The organism is Stutzerimonas stutzeri (assembly GCF_009789555.1).
GTDB lineage: Bacteria > Pseudomonadota > Gammaproteobacteria > Pseudomonadales > Pseudomonadaceae > Stutzerimonas > Stutzerimonas stutzeri_R.
Genome location: NZ_CP046902.1, coordinates 715040 through 732610 on the forward strand (window position 1 = coordinate 715040; position 17571 = coordinate 732610).

Annotated in this window: 12 protein-coding genes, 1 pseudogene and 1 riboswitch; of the genes and pseudogenes, 4 read left to right on the forward strand and 9 right to left on the reverse strand. The window is 56.9% G+C overall.

Annotated elements, in window-relative coordinates; all coding sequences use genetic code 11:
* Nucleotides 1–132 precede the first annotated feature (132 nt).
* The 5 genes from GQA94_RS03240 to GQA94_RS03260 all read right to left on the reverse strand — a co-directional run bounded on the left by GQA94_RS03240 (nt 133) and on the right by GQA94_RS03260 (nt 9282).
* Nucleotides 133–489 carry a copper-binding protein gene (locus GQA94_RS03240; RefSeq protein ID WP_158186716.1) on the reverse strand — a complete coding sequence of 119 codons (357 nt, stop codon included), beginning with the start codon at nt 487–489 and terminating at the stop codon, nt 133–135.
* Nucleotides 486–3650 (reverse strand): efflux RND transporter permease subunit, encoded by a 3165-nt coding sequence (locus GQA94_RS03245; protein ID WP_158186717.1) that lies wholly within the window; start codon nt 3648–3650, stop codon nt 486–488. Before GQA94_RS03245 ends, GQA94_RS03240 begins: the two co-directional genes overlap by 4 nt.
* Entirely contained in the window at nt 3647–5098 is a 1452-nt protein-coding gene (locus GQA94_RS03250) for an efflux RND transporter periplasmic adaptor subunit (RefSeq protein ID WP_158186718.1), read from the reverse strand. Before GQA94_RS03250 ends, GQA94_RS03245 begins: the two co-directional genes overlap by 4 nt.
* Complete coding sequence (locus GQA94_RS03255) at nt 5095–6348, reverse strand: TolC family protein (RefSeq protein WP_158186719.1); 1254 nt, start codon at nt 6346–6348, stop codon at nt 5095–5097. The genes GQA94_RS03250 and GQA94_RS03255 overlap by 4 nt, the downstream gene beginning before the upstream one ends.
* Nucleotides 6349–6918: 570 nt before the next feature.
* The gene (locus tag GQA94_RS03260; protein ID WP_158186720.1) at nt 6919–9282 is read right to left on the reverse strand and encodes a heavy metal translocating P-type ATPase; all 2364 of its coding nucleotides are present in this window, start codon (nt 9280–9282) and stop codon (nt 6919–6921) included.
* A gap of 307 nt (nt 9283–9589) precedes the next feature.
* Here GQA94_RS03260 and GQA94_RS03265 point away from each other — a divergent pair.
* Nucleotides 9590–9700: pseudogene (locus GQA94_RS03265) on the forward strand (IS66 family transposase); the annotation flags it as partial.
* A 35-nt stretch (nt 9701–9735) separates the two neighbouring features.
* On the opposite strand, the gene mntP reads toward GQA94_RS03265, so the two are convergent.
* Nucleotides 9736–10302 carry a manganese efflux pump MntP gene (mntP, locus tag GQA94_RS03270; protein WP_158186721.1) on the reverse strand — a complete coding sequence of 189 codons (567 nt, stop codon included), beginning with the start codon at nt 10300–10302 and terminating at the stop codon, nt 9736–9738.
* A gap of 4 nt (nt 10303–10306) precedes the next feature.
* A riboswitch (yybP-ykoY riboswitch) is annotated at nt 10307–10475 on the reverse strand.
* 971 nt (nt 10476–11446) lie between these two features.
* Entirely contained in the window at nt 11447–11839 is a 393-nt protein-coding gene (locus GQA94_RS03280) for a YkvA family protein (RefSeq protein ID WP_158186723.1), read from the reverse strand.
* Nucleotides 11840–12262: 423 nt separating this feature from the next.
* Here GQA94_RS03280 and GQA94_RS03285 point away from each other — a divergent pair, with 423 nt between their 5' ends.
* Nucleotides 12263–12610: a hypothetical protein gene (locus GQA94_RS03285; protein ID WP_199270135.1), complete on the forward strand. Its 348-nt coding sequence runs from the start codon at nt 12263–12265 to the stop codon at nt 12608–12610.
* A gap of 100 nt (nt 12611–12710) precedes the next feature.
* Here the strand turns inward: GQA94_RS03285 and GQA94_RS03290 are convergent, their stop codons facing one another.
* Together GQA94_RS03290 and GQA94_RS03295 are read right to left on the reverse strand one after the other, a co-directional pair.
* Complete coding sequence (locus GQA94_RS03290; protein ID WP_158186724.1) at nt 12711–13466, reverse strand: phosphatase PAP2 family protein; 756 nt, start codon at nt 13464–13466, stop codon at nt 12711–12713.
* Nucleotides 13467–13520: 54 nt separating this feature from the next.
* Nucleotides 13521–15479 carry an LTA synthase family protein gene (locus GQA94_RS03295; protein WP_158186725.1) on the reverse strand — a complete coding sequence of 653 codons (1959 nt, stop codon included), beginning with the start codon at nt 15477–15479 and terminating at the stop codon, nt 13521–13523.
* A 106-nt stretch (nt 15480–15585) separates the two neighbouring features.
* Here GQA94_RS03295 and GQA94_RS03300 point away from each other — a divergent pair, with 106 nt between their 5' ends.
* Both GQA94_RS03300 and GQA94_RS03305 read left to right on the forward strand, forming a co-directional pair.
* Nucleotides 15586–16269: a response regulator transcription factor gene (locus GQA94_RS03300; RefSeq protein ID WP_158186726.1), complete on the forward strand. Its 684-nt coding sequence runs from the start codon at nt 15586–15588 to the stop codon at nt 16267–16269.
* A complete protein-coding gene (locus tag GQA94_RS03305) occupies nt 16259–17533 on the forward strand; it encodes a sensor histidine kinase (protein ID WP_158186727.1) in 1275 nt (424 codons plus the stop codon). Before GQA94_RS03300 ends, GQA94_RS03305 begins: the two co-directional genes overlap by 11 nt.
* Nucleotides 17534–17571: the final 38 nt, after the last annotated feature.

Here is a 17571-nt window from a genome sequence, read left to right on the forward strand (position 1 = left end):
CCTCTTGGTTAGTTGATGCCTGTAGATTAAAGGCTTGCTACTTACAAGAAGCTGTTGCCAAGGTTACAAAGCTGTAATCCCTCATTTTCGTGTTGGTACGACCGCCGCGCCTGCGGCAGTCGTTTTCAACTTCTACTGCTTATCGATGCGGGTAATGGTGGAATCCATGCTCTTCGAGGAGAACTCGAATTCGACCTGGTCCCCTTCTTTCAACTTTTGGAGCTGATCAGGCTTCGCTTTGAAGCCCATCGTCATAGAAGGCCAACCCAGCGCTTCGACCGGGCCGTGTGCAATGGTCACGGTGCCGCTCTCGGTGTTCACTTTCTTGACCGTGCCGATGGCTGTAGCGGTCTGTCCCGCCGACTTCTGGTCCATTGGCATGTTCATGCCTTTGTGATCCATCGGCATGCCGTCCATTGGCTCCTTGTCGGCGGCATAGGCGACTGGCACCAGGAAGAGTGAGGCAAGGGTGATGTGCTTAATGTTCATGGATGTTCTCCAGTGGGGTTGGTTGCTTGCTGGGTGGTAACTCGCAATTGCCGGCGGCGCATCAGCAGGTAAGCTGCCGGCAGAACGAACAGGGAGAGCAAAGGGGCGGTGATCATCCCGCCCACCATGGGCGCGGCGATGCGGCTCATGATTTCGCTGCCGGTTCCGCTACCCCAGAGGATGGGCAGCAGGCCTGCGATAATCACTGCTACGGTCATGGCCTTGGGGCGTACCCGCTGCACAGCGCCTTCGCGGATTGCGTCGAGCAGTACGCCTTCGCCATGGGCTCCAGCGTTAACCCGATCTGTCCATGCGTTCTTCAAATACAGCAGCATAATGACGCCGAACTCAGCAGAAACGCCTGCCAGTGCGATGAAGCCGATACCTGTCGCGACGGAGAGGTTGTACCCCAACAGGTACAGGAACCAGACGCCCCCGGTCAGGGCGAATGGCAGCGTAGCCATGATGAGCAGCGCCTCGCCAAAGCGGGAAAATGTGAGGTAGAGCAAGACAAAAATGATCAGCAGGGTAGCCGGCACGACGAGCTTAAGCTTCGCGTTAGCGCGCTCCATGAATTCGAACTGGCCGGAATAGCTGATGCTCATGCCGGGCTCGAGCTGGACACCTTCGCTGATCTTTTCCCTCAGATCGCCAACCACAGCCGCCATGTCGCGGCCACGGACGTCGACGTAAACCCAACCCGACAGCCTCGCGTTTTCGCTTTTGAGCATTGGCGGCCCGTCGGTCACCTGTACCTTGGCCACCGTCCCCAAGGTGATCTGACTGCCTTGCGGCGTATAGATAGGCAGGTTGCGCAGATCGGTTATCGAGTCGCGCCACTCCCGACCATAGCGGAGGTTGATCGGATACCTGGCGAGCCCTTCCACGGTTTCACCAATGGTTTGGCCACCGATGCCACCTGCCACGATCGATTGCACATCCGCAATATTCAGGCCGTAGCGTGCGGCGGCAACACGATCGATATCCAAATCAATGTACCGGCCGCCGGTCAGTCGTTCGGCTAGCGCCGAACTGACCCCAGGCACCGTTTTGGCGATCTGCTCGACCGCCAGGGTCGCTTTGTCGATTTGCGCGAGGTCAGTGCCATATACCTTCACGCCTATCGGGCTCTTGATACCTGTCGCCAGCATGTCGATGCGGTTTCGAATGGGCGGGATCCACAGATTTGCCAGCCCTGGCACCTGCACCGTGCGATCCAGCTCTTCCACCAATTTTTCAGGCGTCATTCCAGGACGCCATTGATCCTTTGGCTTGAACTGGATGGTGGTCTCGAACATCGTCAGCGGTGCTGGATCCGTCGCAGTATCGGCTCGGCCGGCCTTGCCGAACACATGAGCGACCTCGGGCACGGTTTTGATAAGGCGGTCCGTCTGCTGCAGAAGCTTGGAAGCCTTCTGAGCTGAGAGGCCTGGAAGCGCCGTGGGCATATAAAGCAGGTCGCCTTCATCCAGCGGGGGCAAGAACTCACCACCGAGGCGAGTTACGGGCCACAAGCCAGTCAGGAAGACCAGAACCGCCACTAGCAGGGTCGCCTTAGGCCAACGTAGCACCGCATCCAGGGCAGGCTTGTAGGCCCAGATGAGGCCACGGTTGAGTGGGTTGCGGTGTTCATCCGGGATTTTGCCCCGTATCCAATACCCCATGAGTACTGGAACCAGCGTGACGGAAAGGCCAGCGGCCGCCGCCATTGCGTAGGTTTTGGTGAACGCCAGCGGACCGAACAGTCGGCCTTCCTGCGCCTCCAGGGTGAACACTGGTATGAACGACAGCGTAATGATCAGCAGGCTGAAGAACAGTGCCGGCCCGACTTCAACGGCCGCGTCAGTGATTACCTTCCAGTGCTCTTGGCCCTTCAAAGTTGAGCCAGGATGCCGCTTGTGCCAGCCCTCGATGTGCTTGTGGGCGTTTTCGATCATGACGATTGCCGCGTCGACCATCGCTCCGATCGCGATCGCGATGCCGCCCAACGACATGATGTTTGCGTTTATGCCTTGCCGCTGCATGATGATAAAAGCGATCAGGATGCCAATCGGCAACGAAACGATGGCGACCAGAGATGAGCGCAGGTGCCACAGGAATATTGCGCAAACCAGCGCAACGACAATGAATTCCTCGATGAGCTTGTGGGTGAGGTTTTCAACGGCACTGTCGATCAGCTTGCTACGGTCGTAAGTCGTGACGATTTCGACGCCTTCGGGAAGACTCGCTTTGAGCTCATCGAGCTTGGTTTGAACCGCAGCAATCGTTTCCCGAGCGTTCTTGCCGCTACGCAGGATAACGACTCCACCGACTACCTCACCTTCGCCATCAAGCTCGGCAATACCCCTGCGCATTTCCGGGCCGAGCTGGATATGCGCAACGTCCCCTAGCGTCACAGGCACGCCGCCGTCGAGACGCAAAGGAATGGCTCGAAAGTCCTTAAGTGTCTCCAGATACCCGGTCGCACGGACCATAAACTCGGTTTCCGCGAGTTCCAGAACACTCCCCCCAGTTTCACGGTTGGCCTCATCAATCGCCTTAGCGATCTGCTGCTGCGTCACGCCCCTGCTGGCCATGCGTACGGGATCGAGTACGACCTGGTACTGCTTGACCATCCCGCCTATGGGCGCGACTTCCGCCACGTTGGGCAGTGTCTTGAGCTCATAGCGTAGAAACCAGTCCTGTAGGGAGCGCAGCTGCGAGAGGTCATGTTTGCCCGTTCGGTCCACCAACGCATACTGGTAGATCCAACCAACACCCGTGGCATCAGGCCCCAACGCGGGTTTGGCGGCGGCGGGAAGCCGGCTCTGCACTTGACTCAGGTACTCCAGCACCCGCGAACGGGCCCAATAGAGGTCTGTGCCGTCCTCAAACAGGACGTACACGTAGCTATCCCCGAAGAAGGAGTAGCCGCGGACTGTCTTCGCGCCGGGGACAGACAGCATGGTCGTCGTCAGTGGGTAGGTGACCTGATTCTCGACAATCTGGGGCGCCTGCCCTGGGTATGGCGTGCGGATGATGACCTGAACGTCGGAAAGGTCTGGCAACGCATCGACAGCGGTGTTCTTAACCGACCAGATACCCCAGGCGACCGCAAACAAAGTGGCGAGCAAGATCAGAAAGCGGTTGGCCACTGACCATCGGATTATGGCTGCGATCATTGCTGGCCCCCGAGCTTCTCGATGCGCTCGATGACCAGGCCTTCGTCGCTTTCATGCACGCCTACACGGACGCGGTCGCCCGTTTGCAAGCCTGATAAGAGGGACTGATCGGCAACCGGAAAGGACATGGTCATCCCAGGCATGTTCAGCGTCTTGAACGGCCCATGCGACAGGCCAACCATGCCATCTTCTAGGCTGACGACCGCACCTTCAGCCTCGTGCAAAGCAGGCCCGGTGGAAGATGTAGGCTGCTCCAAACCCTGAGCGGTCAGCCCGCGTAGGCTCGCCTCTGAATCAAGGAGGAACTGACCGGACGCCACGACCTGTTGGCCGGCTTCCAGGCCTTCAAGCACCTCTGTCTGGTCATTGAACTCGCGACCGGTACGGACCTCAATGGGACGGTAACGGCCTTCATTCTCGGCCAGCATCACCAATGCTCGCCGTCCGGTGCGAATGACCGCTTCGGACGGAATGACCAAGACATCTTCGACGTTGCGACTCAACGTCACCTCAGCCGTCATGCCGGGACGAAGCCGTTGTTGCGGGTTAGGTAGCTCGACCCGGACACGCACAGTGCGGCTATCCAGGTTGGCCTGCGATAGTACCGTCTGGATCGTTCCTTCCAGCGTTTCACCCGCAAAAGCGGGCAGGCGCGTTGTTACTGATTGCCCTGGCGCTAAATTTGCGATCTGCGCCTCTGGTACTGCAACTTCTAGCCAAACCGTGTCCAGCCCGTTGACGCGCGCAAGAGTAGCGCCGGCGGGTACGGTCATGCCCTCGCGAACATCGAGGCTGTTCAACACGCCGCCGATCGGACTCGTTACGGTCCAGACGGCGCGCGCCTTACCGGTCCGTTCCAGCTGCGCAATGACCTCTGCCGGCATGCCAGCAAGGCGCAACCGCTGACGGGCCGCTGCGAGCAGCTGGGGTTCGCCGATCTTTCTCAGCGCCAGGTACTCTTCCTGTGCAGCAACCCACTCAGGGATAAGCAGATCTGCAAGCGGCGCCCCTTTTTCAATGACGTCTTCCGGCGCTCGGTCGTAAACGCGCTCGACGAAGCCCCCGGAGCGCGCCTGCACGACAGCCACGTTTCGCTCGTCGAACATCAATGCACCTGTGGCTTCGAGCGATTGGCGAATTGACTCACGCGTTGCGGCCACCAGGCGCATACCGAGATTTTGCGTCACGCTTGGGTCGATGCTGATCGAGGCCCCGTCGCCTCCCTCATCGGCATACCGCGGGACAAGCTCCATGTCCATGAAGGGGGACTTCCCAGGTTTGTCGAACTTTTGCTGGGGCACCATAGGGTCATACCAATAGAGAACTTCCTTACCTTCTTTTGCAGGCGATTGTCCGAAGGCTGCGGTAGACAGGCCGAATAAGGCTGTAGCGCTAACCATCAGCGGGAGGCTGAGGACGAGTGCCAGCCGCTTGAATTGAAAGGTCATGGTCGGGTATCTCCAAAGGCGAAATGCAGGCGGGCGTTGCTCAGTGATCGGTCGCGGGCCACGTCGATCTGCCGCAGCCGGGTCTCGACAAGCTGGCGGCGCGCATCGATGACAGCGATCAATACGCCTTTCCCTGCGCGGTAGTCGGCCATGGCAAGGCGGACTTTCTCTTCAGCGAGGGGGAGAAATGTTTGTTCGAGGCGAGTAAGTGCTCGATCCAAGCGTTGGTATTCAGCCAGGTCTGCGGCCAGCTCCTGGTTATGCATACGCAACGTTGCCTGGCGCTGCGCCTCGATCTGTGTGAGGCGAGCTCGCTCGGCCGCGATCTTTGGATCTTGTCGAGAGCTGGTAAACAGCGGCAGGTCGAAGCTGACGCTGAGATTGACCATGTCGCCGTACTCCCGGCCACGACGCAGATAATCAACTCCCCAACTCCAGTCCGGTGTTTTCTCAGCGACGGCCTGGCGAACTTTAGCCTCAGCTTCACGAGTCATCGGGTCGAAGGCGAGCAAAGCCGGATGGCGGTTCAGGTTGTGCTGATAGTGATCAACGTCGGTATGCCATCGCGGCCAGTCGCCTGTAAGCGGCTGGTCTGCTGGCTCGCCTATCCAGCGGCGGAGGTCGGCCCGCGCAACAGCCTGGTTGCGCATCAGCTCATCCTCTTGTTCCGCAAGCAATGCTGCCTCTTGCTTCGGAAGTACGCTGTCTGCGGTTTGGCCACTGCCGCCAGCAATGCGCGCCTGAACAGCCCGAAAAAGTAGCTGATTCTCGCTGTAGAGCTGTCTGAAAAGGCTCAGCTTTTGCTCGACTGCGAAACTAGCGATCCATGCCTCGGCGGTCGCCTGGCGCACGCTGAGACGTTCAATCGTTTGCTGAACATTTGCGAGCGCAACACTAGCCTGCGCAGCCTCGACACGGGCGCGCCTTTTCGCTCGGTTTGGCACATCTTGCATGACCCCGACCATTCGCATGGTCATGGCCTCTTGGTCCAATTGCCAACGCGAGTCACCTTCAATGGGAACGTTTTGCAGCCCAAGCCTAAGTTTAGGGTCAGGCAGCTCGCCGGCAGGAATTGCAGCGCTGCGTGCGGCTTTGAGATTGGCGGCTTGCGCATCCAGCGAAGGCGCGTCTTGCTCGGCCAAACTCAGGGCTTGTTCTAAGGTTAGAGCTGACGCGAACTCGGGGAATGAGAGCGCGCCGATGATCAAGGCGGCCACGTAGGGAGGCGCCCAGCGGATACGGGATTTCATTTAGACAGGATTCCTGATCTTCCATGCGAGCCGAAGGCGCGCGGTAGCCGGCCCGAATGCTCACATCCGGGCGGTTCCTAGAATTTGATCGGAATCAGACGCGGGGAGGATGCCAGACGGCGTCCAGATGGCGAGAAAGTACCTGGTCGTTATAGGGCGTATTAGCCGGTTTACCCGCAGGGACCAGCTGCGCCTTTGCAACAACGATCTGAAGAAGGCTGACAGTTTTACATTCTTGTCCCGTCTTGCAGACGGTCGTCTTCCCTTGCTCATGCCCTTCACAGCACTCGGGCTCAGCGCCGCTGACGCCAGCCATCGACGCGTGGCTGGCTGCCATAGCCTCCATGCCTACCCTATCAGGCATTACGTGATGCGCTGACGACCCAACCGGCATGAGCAATTGCGCCATCCCGTTGATTGGAAGCGCGAGCACTAGCAGCAGGACAAGGAAGGAGCGCATGTAGGACTTCATATTTCCAGCTTACGGGGCAATTCATGAGCAATCAATGAGGCAATCGGTCGCTTCGCAACCGAAGCCTAAGCCTAAGCCTAAGCCTAAGCCGACAGGCTTCAAACTACACGCGTTTGACGGAGCCGGAGTGCGTTGAACACAACCGATGCTGAGCTGAGGCTCATGGCCAGGGCAGCAATCATCGGAGACAGCAACAGTCCGAAGAACGGATAGAGCAGACCTGCGGCAATCGGGATGCTCAACCCGTTGTACATAAAGGCAAACAGAAGGTTCTGACGCATATTGCGAACTGTCGCCACCGAAAGCGTGCGCGCGCGCAGTATCCCCATCAGGTCACCTTTAACGAGCGTAACTTGGGCGCTGTTCATGGCGACGTCAGTGCCCGTGCCCATCGCTATGCCGACATCAGCCCTGGCGAGCGCCGGCGCATCATTTATTCCGTCGCCTGCCATGGCGACTACTTTACCTAGGGCTTGTAGCTTAACCACCAGCGCCTCCTTGTCCTGCGGCTTCACTTCGCCATGCACCTCATCGATCGATAGCTCACGAGCCACCGCGCGGGCAGTAGTAAGCCCGTCGCCGGTGGCCATGATGACTTGCACGCCCTCCGCTTGGAGCCGAGCTACAGCTTCCTTGGAAGTCGGTTTGATTGGGTCCGATACGGCCAGCAAGCCGGCAAGTGCCCCATCAACAGCCAGGTAAACAATGCTGGTACCGCTCTCGCGCATTTTTTCTGCCTGATATTTCAACGGCTCGACGCTCACACCCGCATCTTCCATAAGCGCGGTGTTGCCTAGCTGTAGCTGCTTGCCTTCCACCAGACCACGGACTCCGATACCTGACCCTGACTCGAAGGTCTCTGGCTTCGCCAGCTGGATACCTTCGCTTCTGGCATGGTCTACGATCGCGTGGGCTAGGGGATGCTCACTACCTTGATCCAAGCTGGCAGACAAACGGATGACTTCCTGCGAGTCAAACGGCGTGACGCCTATGGCCCGATCGAAGACAGGTCGGCCCTCGGTCAAGGTTCCTGTTTTATCGACAATCAGCGTGTCTACCTTACGGACATTTTCGATGGCGCCTGCGTCTCTGAAAAGCACTCCACTTCCAGCCGCTTTGCCTGTGGCAACCATGATCGACATAGGCGTTGCCAGGCCAAGTGCGCAAGGGCAAGCAATGATCAGAACCGCAACTGCATTGATCAGGCCGAATACCCAGCCCTGGTCAGGCCCGAACAGGCCCCATGCAAAGAATGTCAGCAAGGCGATACCGATGACCGTCAGCACGAAATAACCTGCAACCGTGTCTGCCATTCGCTGCATGGGTGCTTTGGAGCGTTGTGCATTCGCAACCATCTGGACGATTTGTGAAAGCATGGTCCCGGAGCCAACCTTAGTGGCTCGCATGACAAGCGAGCCGCTCGTGTTCATCGTCGCGCCGATAAGCGAATCGCCTGTCCGCTTCGTCACCGGAACCGGCTCGCCCGTTAGCATGGATTCGTCGACGGCGCTCTCGCCCTCTAACACCTCTCCATCAACGGGTACCTTTTCACCAGGACGAACGCGCAGATGGTCGCCCTCGTGAACATGTGTGAGCGGGATGTCCTCCTCGGAACCATCCTTGGCGATACGGCGAGCTGTTTTGGGTGATAAGCCAAGCAGGGACTTGATTGCGGAAGATGTCTGAGAGCGGGCCTTCAGTTCGAGCAGCTGACCTAAAAGCGTCAGTGAAATGATGACCGCTGCGGCTTCGTAGTAAACGCCTATCCGGCCGCCCACAGTGAATGACTCTGGAAATATGCTCGGTAAGACGGTTGCTACGATGCTGTAAATATACGCAGCCCCTGTGCCAAGCCCGATCAACGTCCACATGTTTGGGCTGCGATGCTTAACTGATGCGAAACCGCGCACGAAAAATGGCCAACCTGCCCACAAGACAACCGGGGTCGTAAGGGCTAGTTCAACCCAGTTCTGGCTAGCGCCGTGAAACAGCGGTATCGCATGTCCCGCCATTGCCAACAGGGTTACTGCTACGGTCAGGGGCAGAGACCACCAGAATCGCTTCGAGAAGTCCTTGAGTTCGGGATTCTCCTCCTCGTCGAGTTCAGGGATCAGAGGTTCCAATGACATCCCGCAGATAGGGCAATCACCTGGACCCATTTGGCGGATCTCAGGGTGCATCGGGCAGGTGTACTCGGTCGTTGCATCACCGGCGGACGCCTTCTGTGCGGGCGGCGTGGATGCCTGAGGCGATGACCCATGAGCCTGCTGTGCAGCAAGATATCTAGCAGGGTCAGAACGGAACTTGGTCCGGCACCCCTGGCTGCAGAAGCGGTAAGTGGTTCCTTGGTAATCCTGCTCATGCTCGCTGTTCTCTTTCACCTTCATCCCGCAGACCGGGTCTGTGAGCGGTGCTGATCCTTTCGTTTGGTCAGGCTGATGGTGGCAATGCGAGGAGGACATGCGAGCTCCTTGGATGAGTTAGTTAGCAGCGAACGTGGCAAGTACACCGACGGTTACGGAGTATTCTTCCAGTCTTGCTGAGTCTGACAGCCACCATATGAAAAGCGTCCTGACCTAAAGCTGATGCGCTGATTACATTTTTGTAAGCTTGCCGGGCACTTAAGGGCGACTTGCTGTTAGGAAGGCGGCATTTCCGCATGTGCGCTATAAGGCGGTCCGTCGATATGGATCCGCATAGAAGGACTGAACTGATCAACTACGCCTCGTACCGCTGAGTGTCATGCGGAGATGCAAAGTGGCGAATACCCACGTGATGGTGGCGAAGTTCGCCGACCACCTGCCGTTGTACCGGCAGGAGAAGATATTCGGCCGCGCCGGCTTGGCGATTGCGCGCTCCACGCTGGTTCGATGGGTCGGACTTGGGTAATTCGGCTTAACCAACCTAGACATAACTCACAAAGCTGATAAGTGCTCATAGAGGATCGTTGAACCTACCACCATCAGCACAATGCCACCGACGATTTCCGCACGCTTGCCCACGAGAGTACCCAGTGCGCGTCCTAGCAATACGCCGATAGTCACCATGAACGTTGTGGCCACGCCAATGGCCAGCGCTGCTACCAGGATATTAACGTCTACAAATGCTAGACCTACTCCCACTGCAAGTGCATCGATGCTGGTCGCGAAAGCTGTGATAGCCAGGATGAAGAAGGAATGTTGGTCAGGCTTTTCTTGCCCGACTTCATCGTGCTTGATGCCGTTGTAGATCATGTGAAAACCGAGTACCAGCAACAGCGTGAACGCAATCCAATGATCCCAGCTTTCAACAAATTGGGTAGCCACCTGGCCAATGCCCCAGCCGATGATCGGGGTGATGGTCTCGATTACACCAAAGATCAGGCCGGTACGCAGCGCTTCAATAAGGCGCGGTTTATGAAGACTGGCGCCCTTGCCGAGAGCCGCTGCAAAGGCGTCTGTGGACATTGCAAGCGCGAGAAAGAAGAGGGAAATCGGGTTCACGGTTAACTTCCGGTCGGGCTAGGAGTCAACGACACAACCACACGCCCGACTTAGGCATGGATGCATCGTTGGTCTCGCCAACCAGAAGGTGTTCGTGCCACGGCATGATGCCGAAGATGTTGACACGAACGCTCTAGACCGGAGTCAGGAGCAGGCTACTCCCCAACAAGGGGCGCGACTATAACCTTATGAATGTCAGAAAAATATCAAATCTTGAGATGCTTAAATGTCAAAGCTCCTCCGCCTTTGCCGAGCGGTTCCAGTCAGACGACAGTAGCTCGGCCATACACGGCCACCATCGTCTTGGCTTCTGGAATTTTGGAGGTGTGTTGGCCGGACGCTTACTCGGCAATGGCTAAATCGCTTCATGATGAACTTATGCCATTAGTGGCGCTCTGAGACTAAGCGCGTTGTTAGCCTTTGGCCTCCCCTCCCAAAGGTCAGCAACGTGTCAATCCAGCTTAGGATTGACACCCTCGCTGGGCTGTCGCGACGGAGTTCGCATCGTTTCAAAGGATGATGAAATGAGAATACCGCAGGGTGCGGTAAAAGGAACTGGACGCAGCCCGTTAAAAGGCCCTGTAGTGATACAGGGCCTTTTTTAAAAAGTGGTACTGCGTGGTATTCGATTCAATCGCGGAGCACAGAGTTCTAATTCATGGCGAACTTCACCCACGAGCTTTTTGATCCCGTGAGAGGAGCCCATCCTATGAAGGTTTATCCCGCAACAACCAGATGTGGCTCGCCTGTAGCTGCATCGTAGATGCGTATCCTTGCGCTCGATGAGTCATGCGAGCAACGGCATGAGTGCGGGCCGACCGCAAACCCAACCATCACCGCCAACGCCGGTTAGGAAACAGGGCTGCGCTTGATAAGCGCTAATAACAGCGCGATACAGACCACAACGCCGCATAAGATATACGAGTGCAATATTCAGCTGGGTCCTGAAGGCTCCGAATCCGGTACTTGTATTACGAGCAGCGCACGCCGCCAATGTTCCGTCTGAGCGTCGGTGCCGCTTATGTGTCTAGGTTTGTCGTGGTTTACAACTAGGAATGCGTGCTGTCGAAAAAAGATCCCTAATTATGCGAAACGTTATACTTTTGGCTTTTCTAGCTATACGGCTACCGGCCCGGAAGCATCTTCAGTAGTGAGTGACGAGTGCCCAGGCCCCACTTAGTAAGGACAGCCAAATGAGGACGACCACGATTGCCGCGCCCCAACTCACAGGGCGAGGTGAGTGGCTGGAATCCCACTCCTCGGCCTGGAGTCGGCACTTCTCCAGCACTGGGGCCGGCAATAGACGAATAACCAGCCAGATCCCCAAAGGCAACAAAATGACATCGTCTAGATAACCTAATATCGGGATAAAGTCGGGAATCAAATCAATCGGACTCAGGGCATAGGCGACTACCGCAATAGCTACAACCTTTGGTAGCCAGGGAGTGTCGGGGTGCTTGCAGCTGAACCACAACACCATTACCTGCCGCTTAAGAGCCCTGGCCCATTGGAGGACGCGCTGTAATTTTTTGCTCATGAAATTTCCTTTATCAAATAGTGGCTATTCTATCTACTAGATATGGGCTTCCAACTCCGAACGGTACTGTCTTGGGAAGCATGGCGTGCCGACATTCTCATATAAGACGGAATTCGAAGGCCAAAACTACATACGGGGCTTTCCAAGCAGGTCGAGGCAGCATAGCTCCCGAGCTCCCGGGGATTCGCCATGCATTGGTTTGGGCAGACTTGCGTGGATCTTCCAATCATTACTTTGACAAAAATTTCATCCGCGATTGATTATCGTCTCGACGGAGTTGGCTCAACGGCCTGTCGCGCACGGTTTTCGTGGCGGATAGGCTAATAAGGAGTAATGCCATTGAAGTTGAAGAATCTCTACGCCATTAACGTGCGCAGACCAAAACCACGCACGCCTATGCGGGAAGTAATTAAACCATGCGGCATGCTTATAGCCGGCCTACTGGCAGCGGTATCGCTGGCGGGTTGCCAAAGCACTCATGAGCAACTGATCGCCGAGGGTTATCCCGTGGAGTTTGCTGACGGTTTCGAGGCCGGATGCAGCAGTGGACGGCAAGCCGCAGGTGCGCTAGATAAATTTCGAAAAAATGTCCCTCGCTATCTCGCCCAACCCCTTTATGCAGAAGGCTGGAACGACGGCTTTCGTCAATGCGAGGCCACGGCGGACCGCTCCGCTGAACGCGAGGCGTGGGACCGAAACTGGAGCGACCGCGACAGGGAATGGCGGCACCATGTCGACCAAGCCAAGGGGCAGGCATTGCGACGCAAATGAGTCGCTTAAAGAACGGCGCCGCAGCTTTCCAGCATCTGTAAGGCTGCCATTTCGCTGTGTTTTGTCCGCCTTGATAGGTTGGATGGGGAGTTATCGCAGGTTATATGGGCGGAGCCCGCACCTTGACGCGAGAGCTAGTACCAGCCGCTCCGGCAGTTTCTGCAACCGATCGATACAAAACCAGCCGGTAGGTCAATAGGCAGATCACCCAGTCGAACAACAGTGTCCAGACATTGTGGGAAAGAAAGTGGGCGCCCTGCATCATGCGTCCAACGGAGAACACTGCTCCCAAACCCAGAGCTAGCCCAAGAGCCCATGCCGCCGCGCGCGGTCGGCGGTCGCGGAGAAAAAAATAGAGAGCAATCAGCGAAAACCCGGCAGAAGCGTGTCCTCCCGGCCAGCAACGTCCGGGTTTGAGGGTCGGGGCACGCTCGCTCAGTAACGGGGTGTAGGTTTCCACGCCCCCGAAATCGCTTAGGCTCCATGGGCAATGAACAGCCGTAAGCGCCTTCAGTGGCGTAACAATACTGGTGGATAAAGCCAGCGCAAGTACCAGATAGCCCAGCGGTCGGCGCCAGACTTTCAACCTTGTCGGCAGCAAGCTCAGCAAAAAACCGAGAATAGCCAGAGCTCCGATTCCGATCACCGCTTGCTTGGCGCGGTCGTGCAGTACATCTTCAAGAAACCAGCTGTGCCGGCCGATGAACCCGTTTTCTGGGTCGTAGAATAGTGTAGCGACCGCAAAATCGATTTCGGTCGGTTCGCTGATCAGCAAGAGAGTCATCAGCAGGAGCGGGATACCCAGACCTAAATAGAAGTTGAAGGGCTTGGAGCCTTTCGAGGTGAGGCAGGACATAGCGTCACTCCTAGCGGTGCCCCCGACAGCGGGGGGGCAAGAGGGGGCGATAACTTATCGCTTGCTGAGCTGGGTCTGGTTCGATCGATCTGGCTGCCAGCTCAGCAACCCTCGCGTAAAGGCGTAACTTGCACCCTGATAGAAGGCAATGTCTCGCCGGGCCAACGGGTCGGTGATCTGGACGTCTGATTCATGGCTCAGCCGCAACGCATTGTCATGGCGACGCACCGCCCGCCGAGGGCTCAATATGGCCAGATCCTCACCATCGAACAGCCCTAGGTGCTGATAGTTACCAATCAAAGCCCGTCCAGGGGTAGCGTCCGCGCGCAGTACGTTGCGGCCGTAGAACGTCGAGGTGTAATCCATGTTGAGGAGGCCGAGCAGGGTTGGTGCCAAGTCGATCTGGCTGGTCAGCCCGGCAAACTCCTGCGGCTCGATGACCTTCGGCGCGTATACGAAAAGCGGAATATGGTAGTTGGCCACCGGCAGGTCTTCGGTTCCGGCACTTCCAGCCGTGTGGTCGGCTACGAAGATGAAGATGGTTCGATCGAACCAAGGCTTTTGCCGCGCCTGCTCCAGGAACTGCCCTATCGCATAGTCTGTGTATTTCACCGCACCGGCCCGACCATCTCCAGATGGAATGTCGATTCGCCCTTCGGGGTAGGTGTAAGGGCGATGGTTGGACGTTGTCATCAGTTGCAGGAAAAACGGCTTTCCGGTCGCGTGATCTGCATCTGCCTGTTTTATCGCCTGAGCGTAAAGATCCTCATCGGCGACGCCCCAGGCATTCTTAAAGTGAATCTCTGACTCTGAAACGCTGCTCTGATCGACGATGCGATAGCCGTTACCGCCGAAGAAAGCATTCATATTGTCGAAGTAACCGCGTCCGCCATACATAAAGACGCTGTCGTAGCCCTGCTCCTTGAACTGCTGCCCCAGGCTGGCGAACCCGCTCTCACGTCCGATCCGCTTAACAATCGAGCGCCCCGGAGTCGGCGGGATCGCCAATGTGATCGCCTCTAGTCCGCGATCAGTACGCGTGCCTGTGGCATAGAAATTACTAAAAAAAAGACTCTGTTGCCGGAGTTCGTCCATATTTGGCGTAAGCCCACGTCCATCTCCAAAGCTCCCCAAGTATTTAGCGCTCAGACTTTCGATGGTCACAAGAACAACATTGAGTTTCAGCGGCTCGCCGGGGTTGTCAATCATCCGGCGGACGTCTAGCGAATCGGTGCCTATAAAGCGGGCGTTAGGCTCACTGACCTCCTGCCGAAGCTGAGCGGCCACCTCCTGTTTGGGCAGCGTCGCGTAGAACTGCGGGTATTCCAGCTCGTTGTTGCGAAACGCCGCGAAGAATTGAAACGGACCGTTGCTCGCCAACTCCCGTTGATAGGCGTTGCCGCCGATGCCGCGGGGAAAATCCTGACCCACGGCCAAAGTAGTGGCAACGGCAGCGAACAATATGGCGGCCAGCGTCGTCCAGGTATCCCGCCACCGTAACAGTGGGGCCTGCAACGCGGCATCGGTGGCCTTACGCAGTAACACCGTACCTACAACGGCTATCAAGGCCAGGAATGCCAGCAGAGGATAAATTGGATAGGACTCGAGGATGTTATTGATTACCTCGTCCGAATAAACCAGGTAGTCGACCGAAATAAAGTTGAAACGCACGCCGAACTCGTCCCAGAAGAGCCACTCAGCCACGGCTGTGAACAGCATTGCGAACAGGCTAATTGCAAGCAGCGTATGCATGAACCCGTTATGCCATGGGTGCTCCCACAGCCGGCGCGGACAGAGGACTAGATAGAGTGTCAGCGGCAGTGCCGCGTAGAGCAAAAAAGCGACGTCATACATCACCCCGATGCCATAGATACCGAACAGTTGAACGACACCGGAGTTTGCATCGCCTAAGTGGCCAATCAGTAGCGCGCTGCGGGTCAAAAAAAACACCGCCAGCCATGTTGTCAAAATCAATGATAGATAGCGAAGCTGAGCATATCGGAGGTGCGGCATCGTATGATCCTTGGTGGATGAACGTGCCGCACTTTGCCCATCTGCCCGTGAGCCCTTCGTAAAAACGCTGTGAAAAAAACGTCAACTTTCGCTGTGAGCCGTACCTATGCGCATCCTCGTAATCGAAGACAATCGTGACATTCTCGCCAACGTACTCGACTACCTGCAGCTCAAGGGTTTTACCGTCGACTGTGCTAGGGATGGGCTAAGTGGGCTACATCTGGCCGCCACCGAGCAGTACGACCTTATCGTTCTGGATATCATGCTGCCGGGCATCGATGGCTATCAGGTCTGCCAGCGTCTTCGCGAAGACGCTGGACGGGAGACACCGATCATTATGCTTACCGCGCGCGATGCCTTGAACGACCGCTTGCAGGGCCTCAACGCCGGCGCTGACGATTACCTGATCAAGCCCTTCGCATTATCAGAACTGGTGGCAAGAATCGAGGCCATCCTTCGACGCAGCCAGGGCAGCCGGAAACGGATGCTTCAAGTCAGCGACTTGAGCCTCGACCTCGATACGTTGCATGCGGTCCGTGCTGGACGGACCCTAAAGCTCAATCCGGTCGGTTTAAAGCTACTCCAAATTCTCATGCGCAGGAGTCCTGCGGTGGTCCGTCGGGACGCGCTTGAGGATGCGCTTTGGGGGGAGAATTTGCCCGACAGCGATAGCTTGCGCAGCCACATCCATCAGCTCCGCCAAGTTATCGACAAACCCTTCGACAAGCCGTTGTTGCAAACCATCCACAGCGTCGGCTATCGCCTTTCGGAGCAACCGGATGTTAGCTAAACAGCCTTTCGCCCGGCGCATCGTTATCGCATTCACCCTGATGACCTTGATCGTGAGCGGACTCTTCTCCCTCGGCATCGTCGGCATCGTGCACTCTGTTGAGGAACATCTGGTTTCTGAAGAGCTCGACCGTGAGCTGAACATCGTCTTACAGGAAATCGGGCAGGGGCTGCGCCCACGCCTTGACTCCAGCACACGTTTCTTTGCCACAAGCTCGATCGAATTTGCGATTCCAGCGCAATTTTCGCGAACCCAGCCGGGTTTCAGCGAGGTAGTAAACGGCGACGAGGCGTTCTATGTTTACACCCGTGAGGTTGGCAGCGAACGCTATTTATTGGTACAGGAGCAGCACGAGTTCGAAGCCCGTGAGCAAGTGTTATTCGACGTGGTGTTGGCTGGTTTCTTGTTAAGTGTCGCAGGTGCGTGGCTGCTTGGCCGTATAGTTGCGAAGAAAGTTATGGCGCCAGTGACCAGGCTGGCTCAGCAGGTACAGCATCGCGACCAGCTTCACCCGATCGCCCCTCTCCTGGCGCCGGACTATGCTGATGACGAGATCGGACACCTAGCCTCCGCGTTCGACAGTACACTTGTACAGCTGAGGCGCTCTCTGGAACGCGAGCGCCTCTTCACCAGCGATGTCAGCCACGAATTGCGCACTCCCTTAATGATTGTAAGCTCTTCGTGTGAATTGCTGGAGGCCTCCCCCCTCGGCACGCGGGAAAGTGAACAGGTAGCGCGCATCGGCCGCGCGGCTGAAGAAATGAGCGATTTGGTACAAACGTTCCTTACGCTTGCCCGAAGCAAACCTGAAGAAGCCTCGCTGGCTGGAGAAGCCACCTTGGAGAGCGTTGCAGACGAACAAGGCAAACGCTGGGGCGCGGCGATACTAGACAAAGGCCTTCGGTTTGAGTTGCTGATAGAAGATATTGACGCCACGCCTTACAACCACACCTTCCTGCGTACGGTAATGTCCAATCTTCTGCGAAACGCGTTGCACTACACCGACGAAGGTTGGGTACGTCTGATTATCGGGAAGGGTGGGTTCCGGATTGAAGACAGCGGCCCAGGTATACCCCTTGACCAGCACGAGCGCATCTTCGACCCGTTCGTGCGGGGCGATCATCCCCGTGGTGAGGGCTTGGGCCTGGGGCTTTCATTGGTCAAACGAATTTGTGCGCACCAAGGCTGGACCATCAGGGTCTGCGACCTGCCGCCCTGTGGCAGCAGCTTTCGAGTCGTGTTGGACCAAGATCAACAATCGTGAGCGTTGACGTTTTTTTCACGTGGTTTTGACGGCCGCTT

What these genes read in the sequence shown, in the direction of transcription:
- GQA94_RS03240 (WP_158186716.1), bottom strand. Translation starts at nt 489, where the DNA reads ATGAACATTAAGCACATCACCCTTGCCTCACTCTTCCTGGTGCCAGTC.
- GQA94_RS03245 (WP_158186717.1), bottom strand. Translation starts at nt 3,650, where the DNA reads ATGATCGCAGCCATAATCCGATGGTCAGTGGCCAACCGCTTTCTGATC.
- GQA94_RS03250 (WP_158186718.1), bottom strand. Translation starts at nt 5,098, where the DNA reads ATGACCTTTCAATTCAAGCGGCTGGCACTCGTCCTCAGCCTCCCGCTG.
- GQA94_RS03255 (WP_158186719.1), bottom strand. Translation starts at nt 6,348, where the DNA reads ATGAAATCCCGTATCCGCTGGGCGCCTCCCTACGTGGCCGCCTTGATC.
- GQA94_RS03260 (WP_158186720.1), bottom strand. Translation starts at nt 9,282, where the DNA reads ATGTCCTCCTCGCATTGCCACCATCAGCCTGACCAAACGAAAGGATCA.
- GQA94_RS03280 (WP_158186723.1), bottom strand. Translation starts at nt 11,839, where the DNA reads ATGAGCAAAAAATTACAGCGCGTCCTCCAATGGGCCAGGGCTCTTAAG.
- GQA94_RS03285 (WP_199270135.1), top strand. Translation starts at nt 12,263, where the DNA reads ATGCTTATAGCCGGCCTACTGGCAGCGGTATCGCTGGCGGGTTGCCAA.
- GQA94_RS03290 (WP_158186724.1), bottom strand. Translation starts at nt 13,466, where the DNA reads ATGTCCTGCCTCACCTCGAAAGGCTCCAAGCCCTTCAACTTCTATTTA.
- GQA94_RS03295 (WP_158186725.1), bottom strand. Translation starts at nt 15,479, where the DNA reads ATGCCGCACCTCCGATATGCTCAGCTTCGCTATCTATCATTGATTTTG.
- GQA94_RS03300 (WP_158186726.1), top strand. Translation starts at nt 15,586, where the DNA reads ATGCGCATCCTCGTAATCGAAGACAATCGTGACATTCTCGCCAACGTA.
- GQA94_RS03305 (WP_158186727.1), top strand. Translation starts at nt 16,259, where the DNA reads ATGTTAGCTAAACAGCCTTTCGCCCGGCGCATCGTTATCGCATTCACC.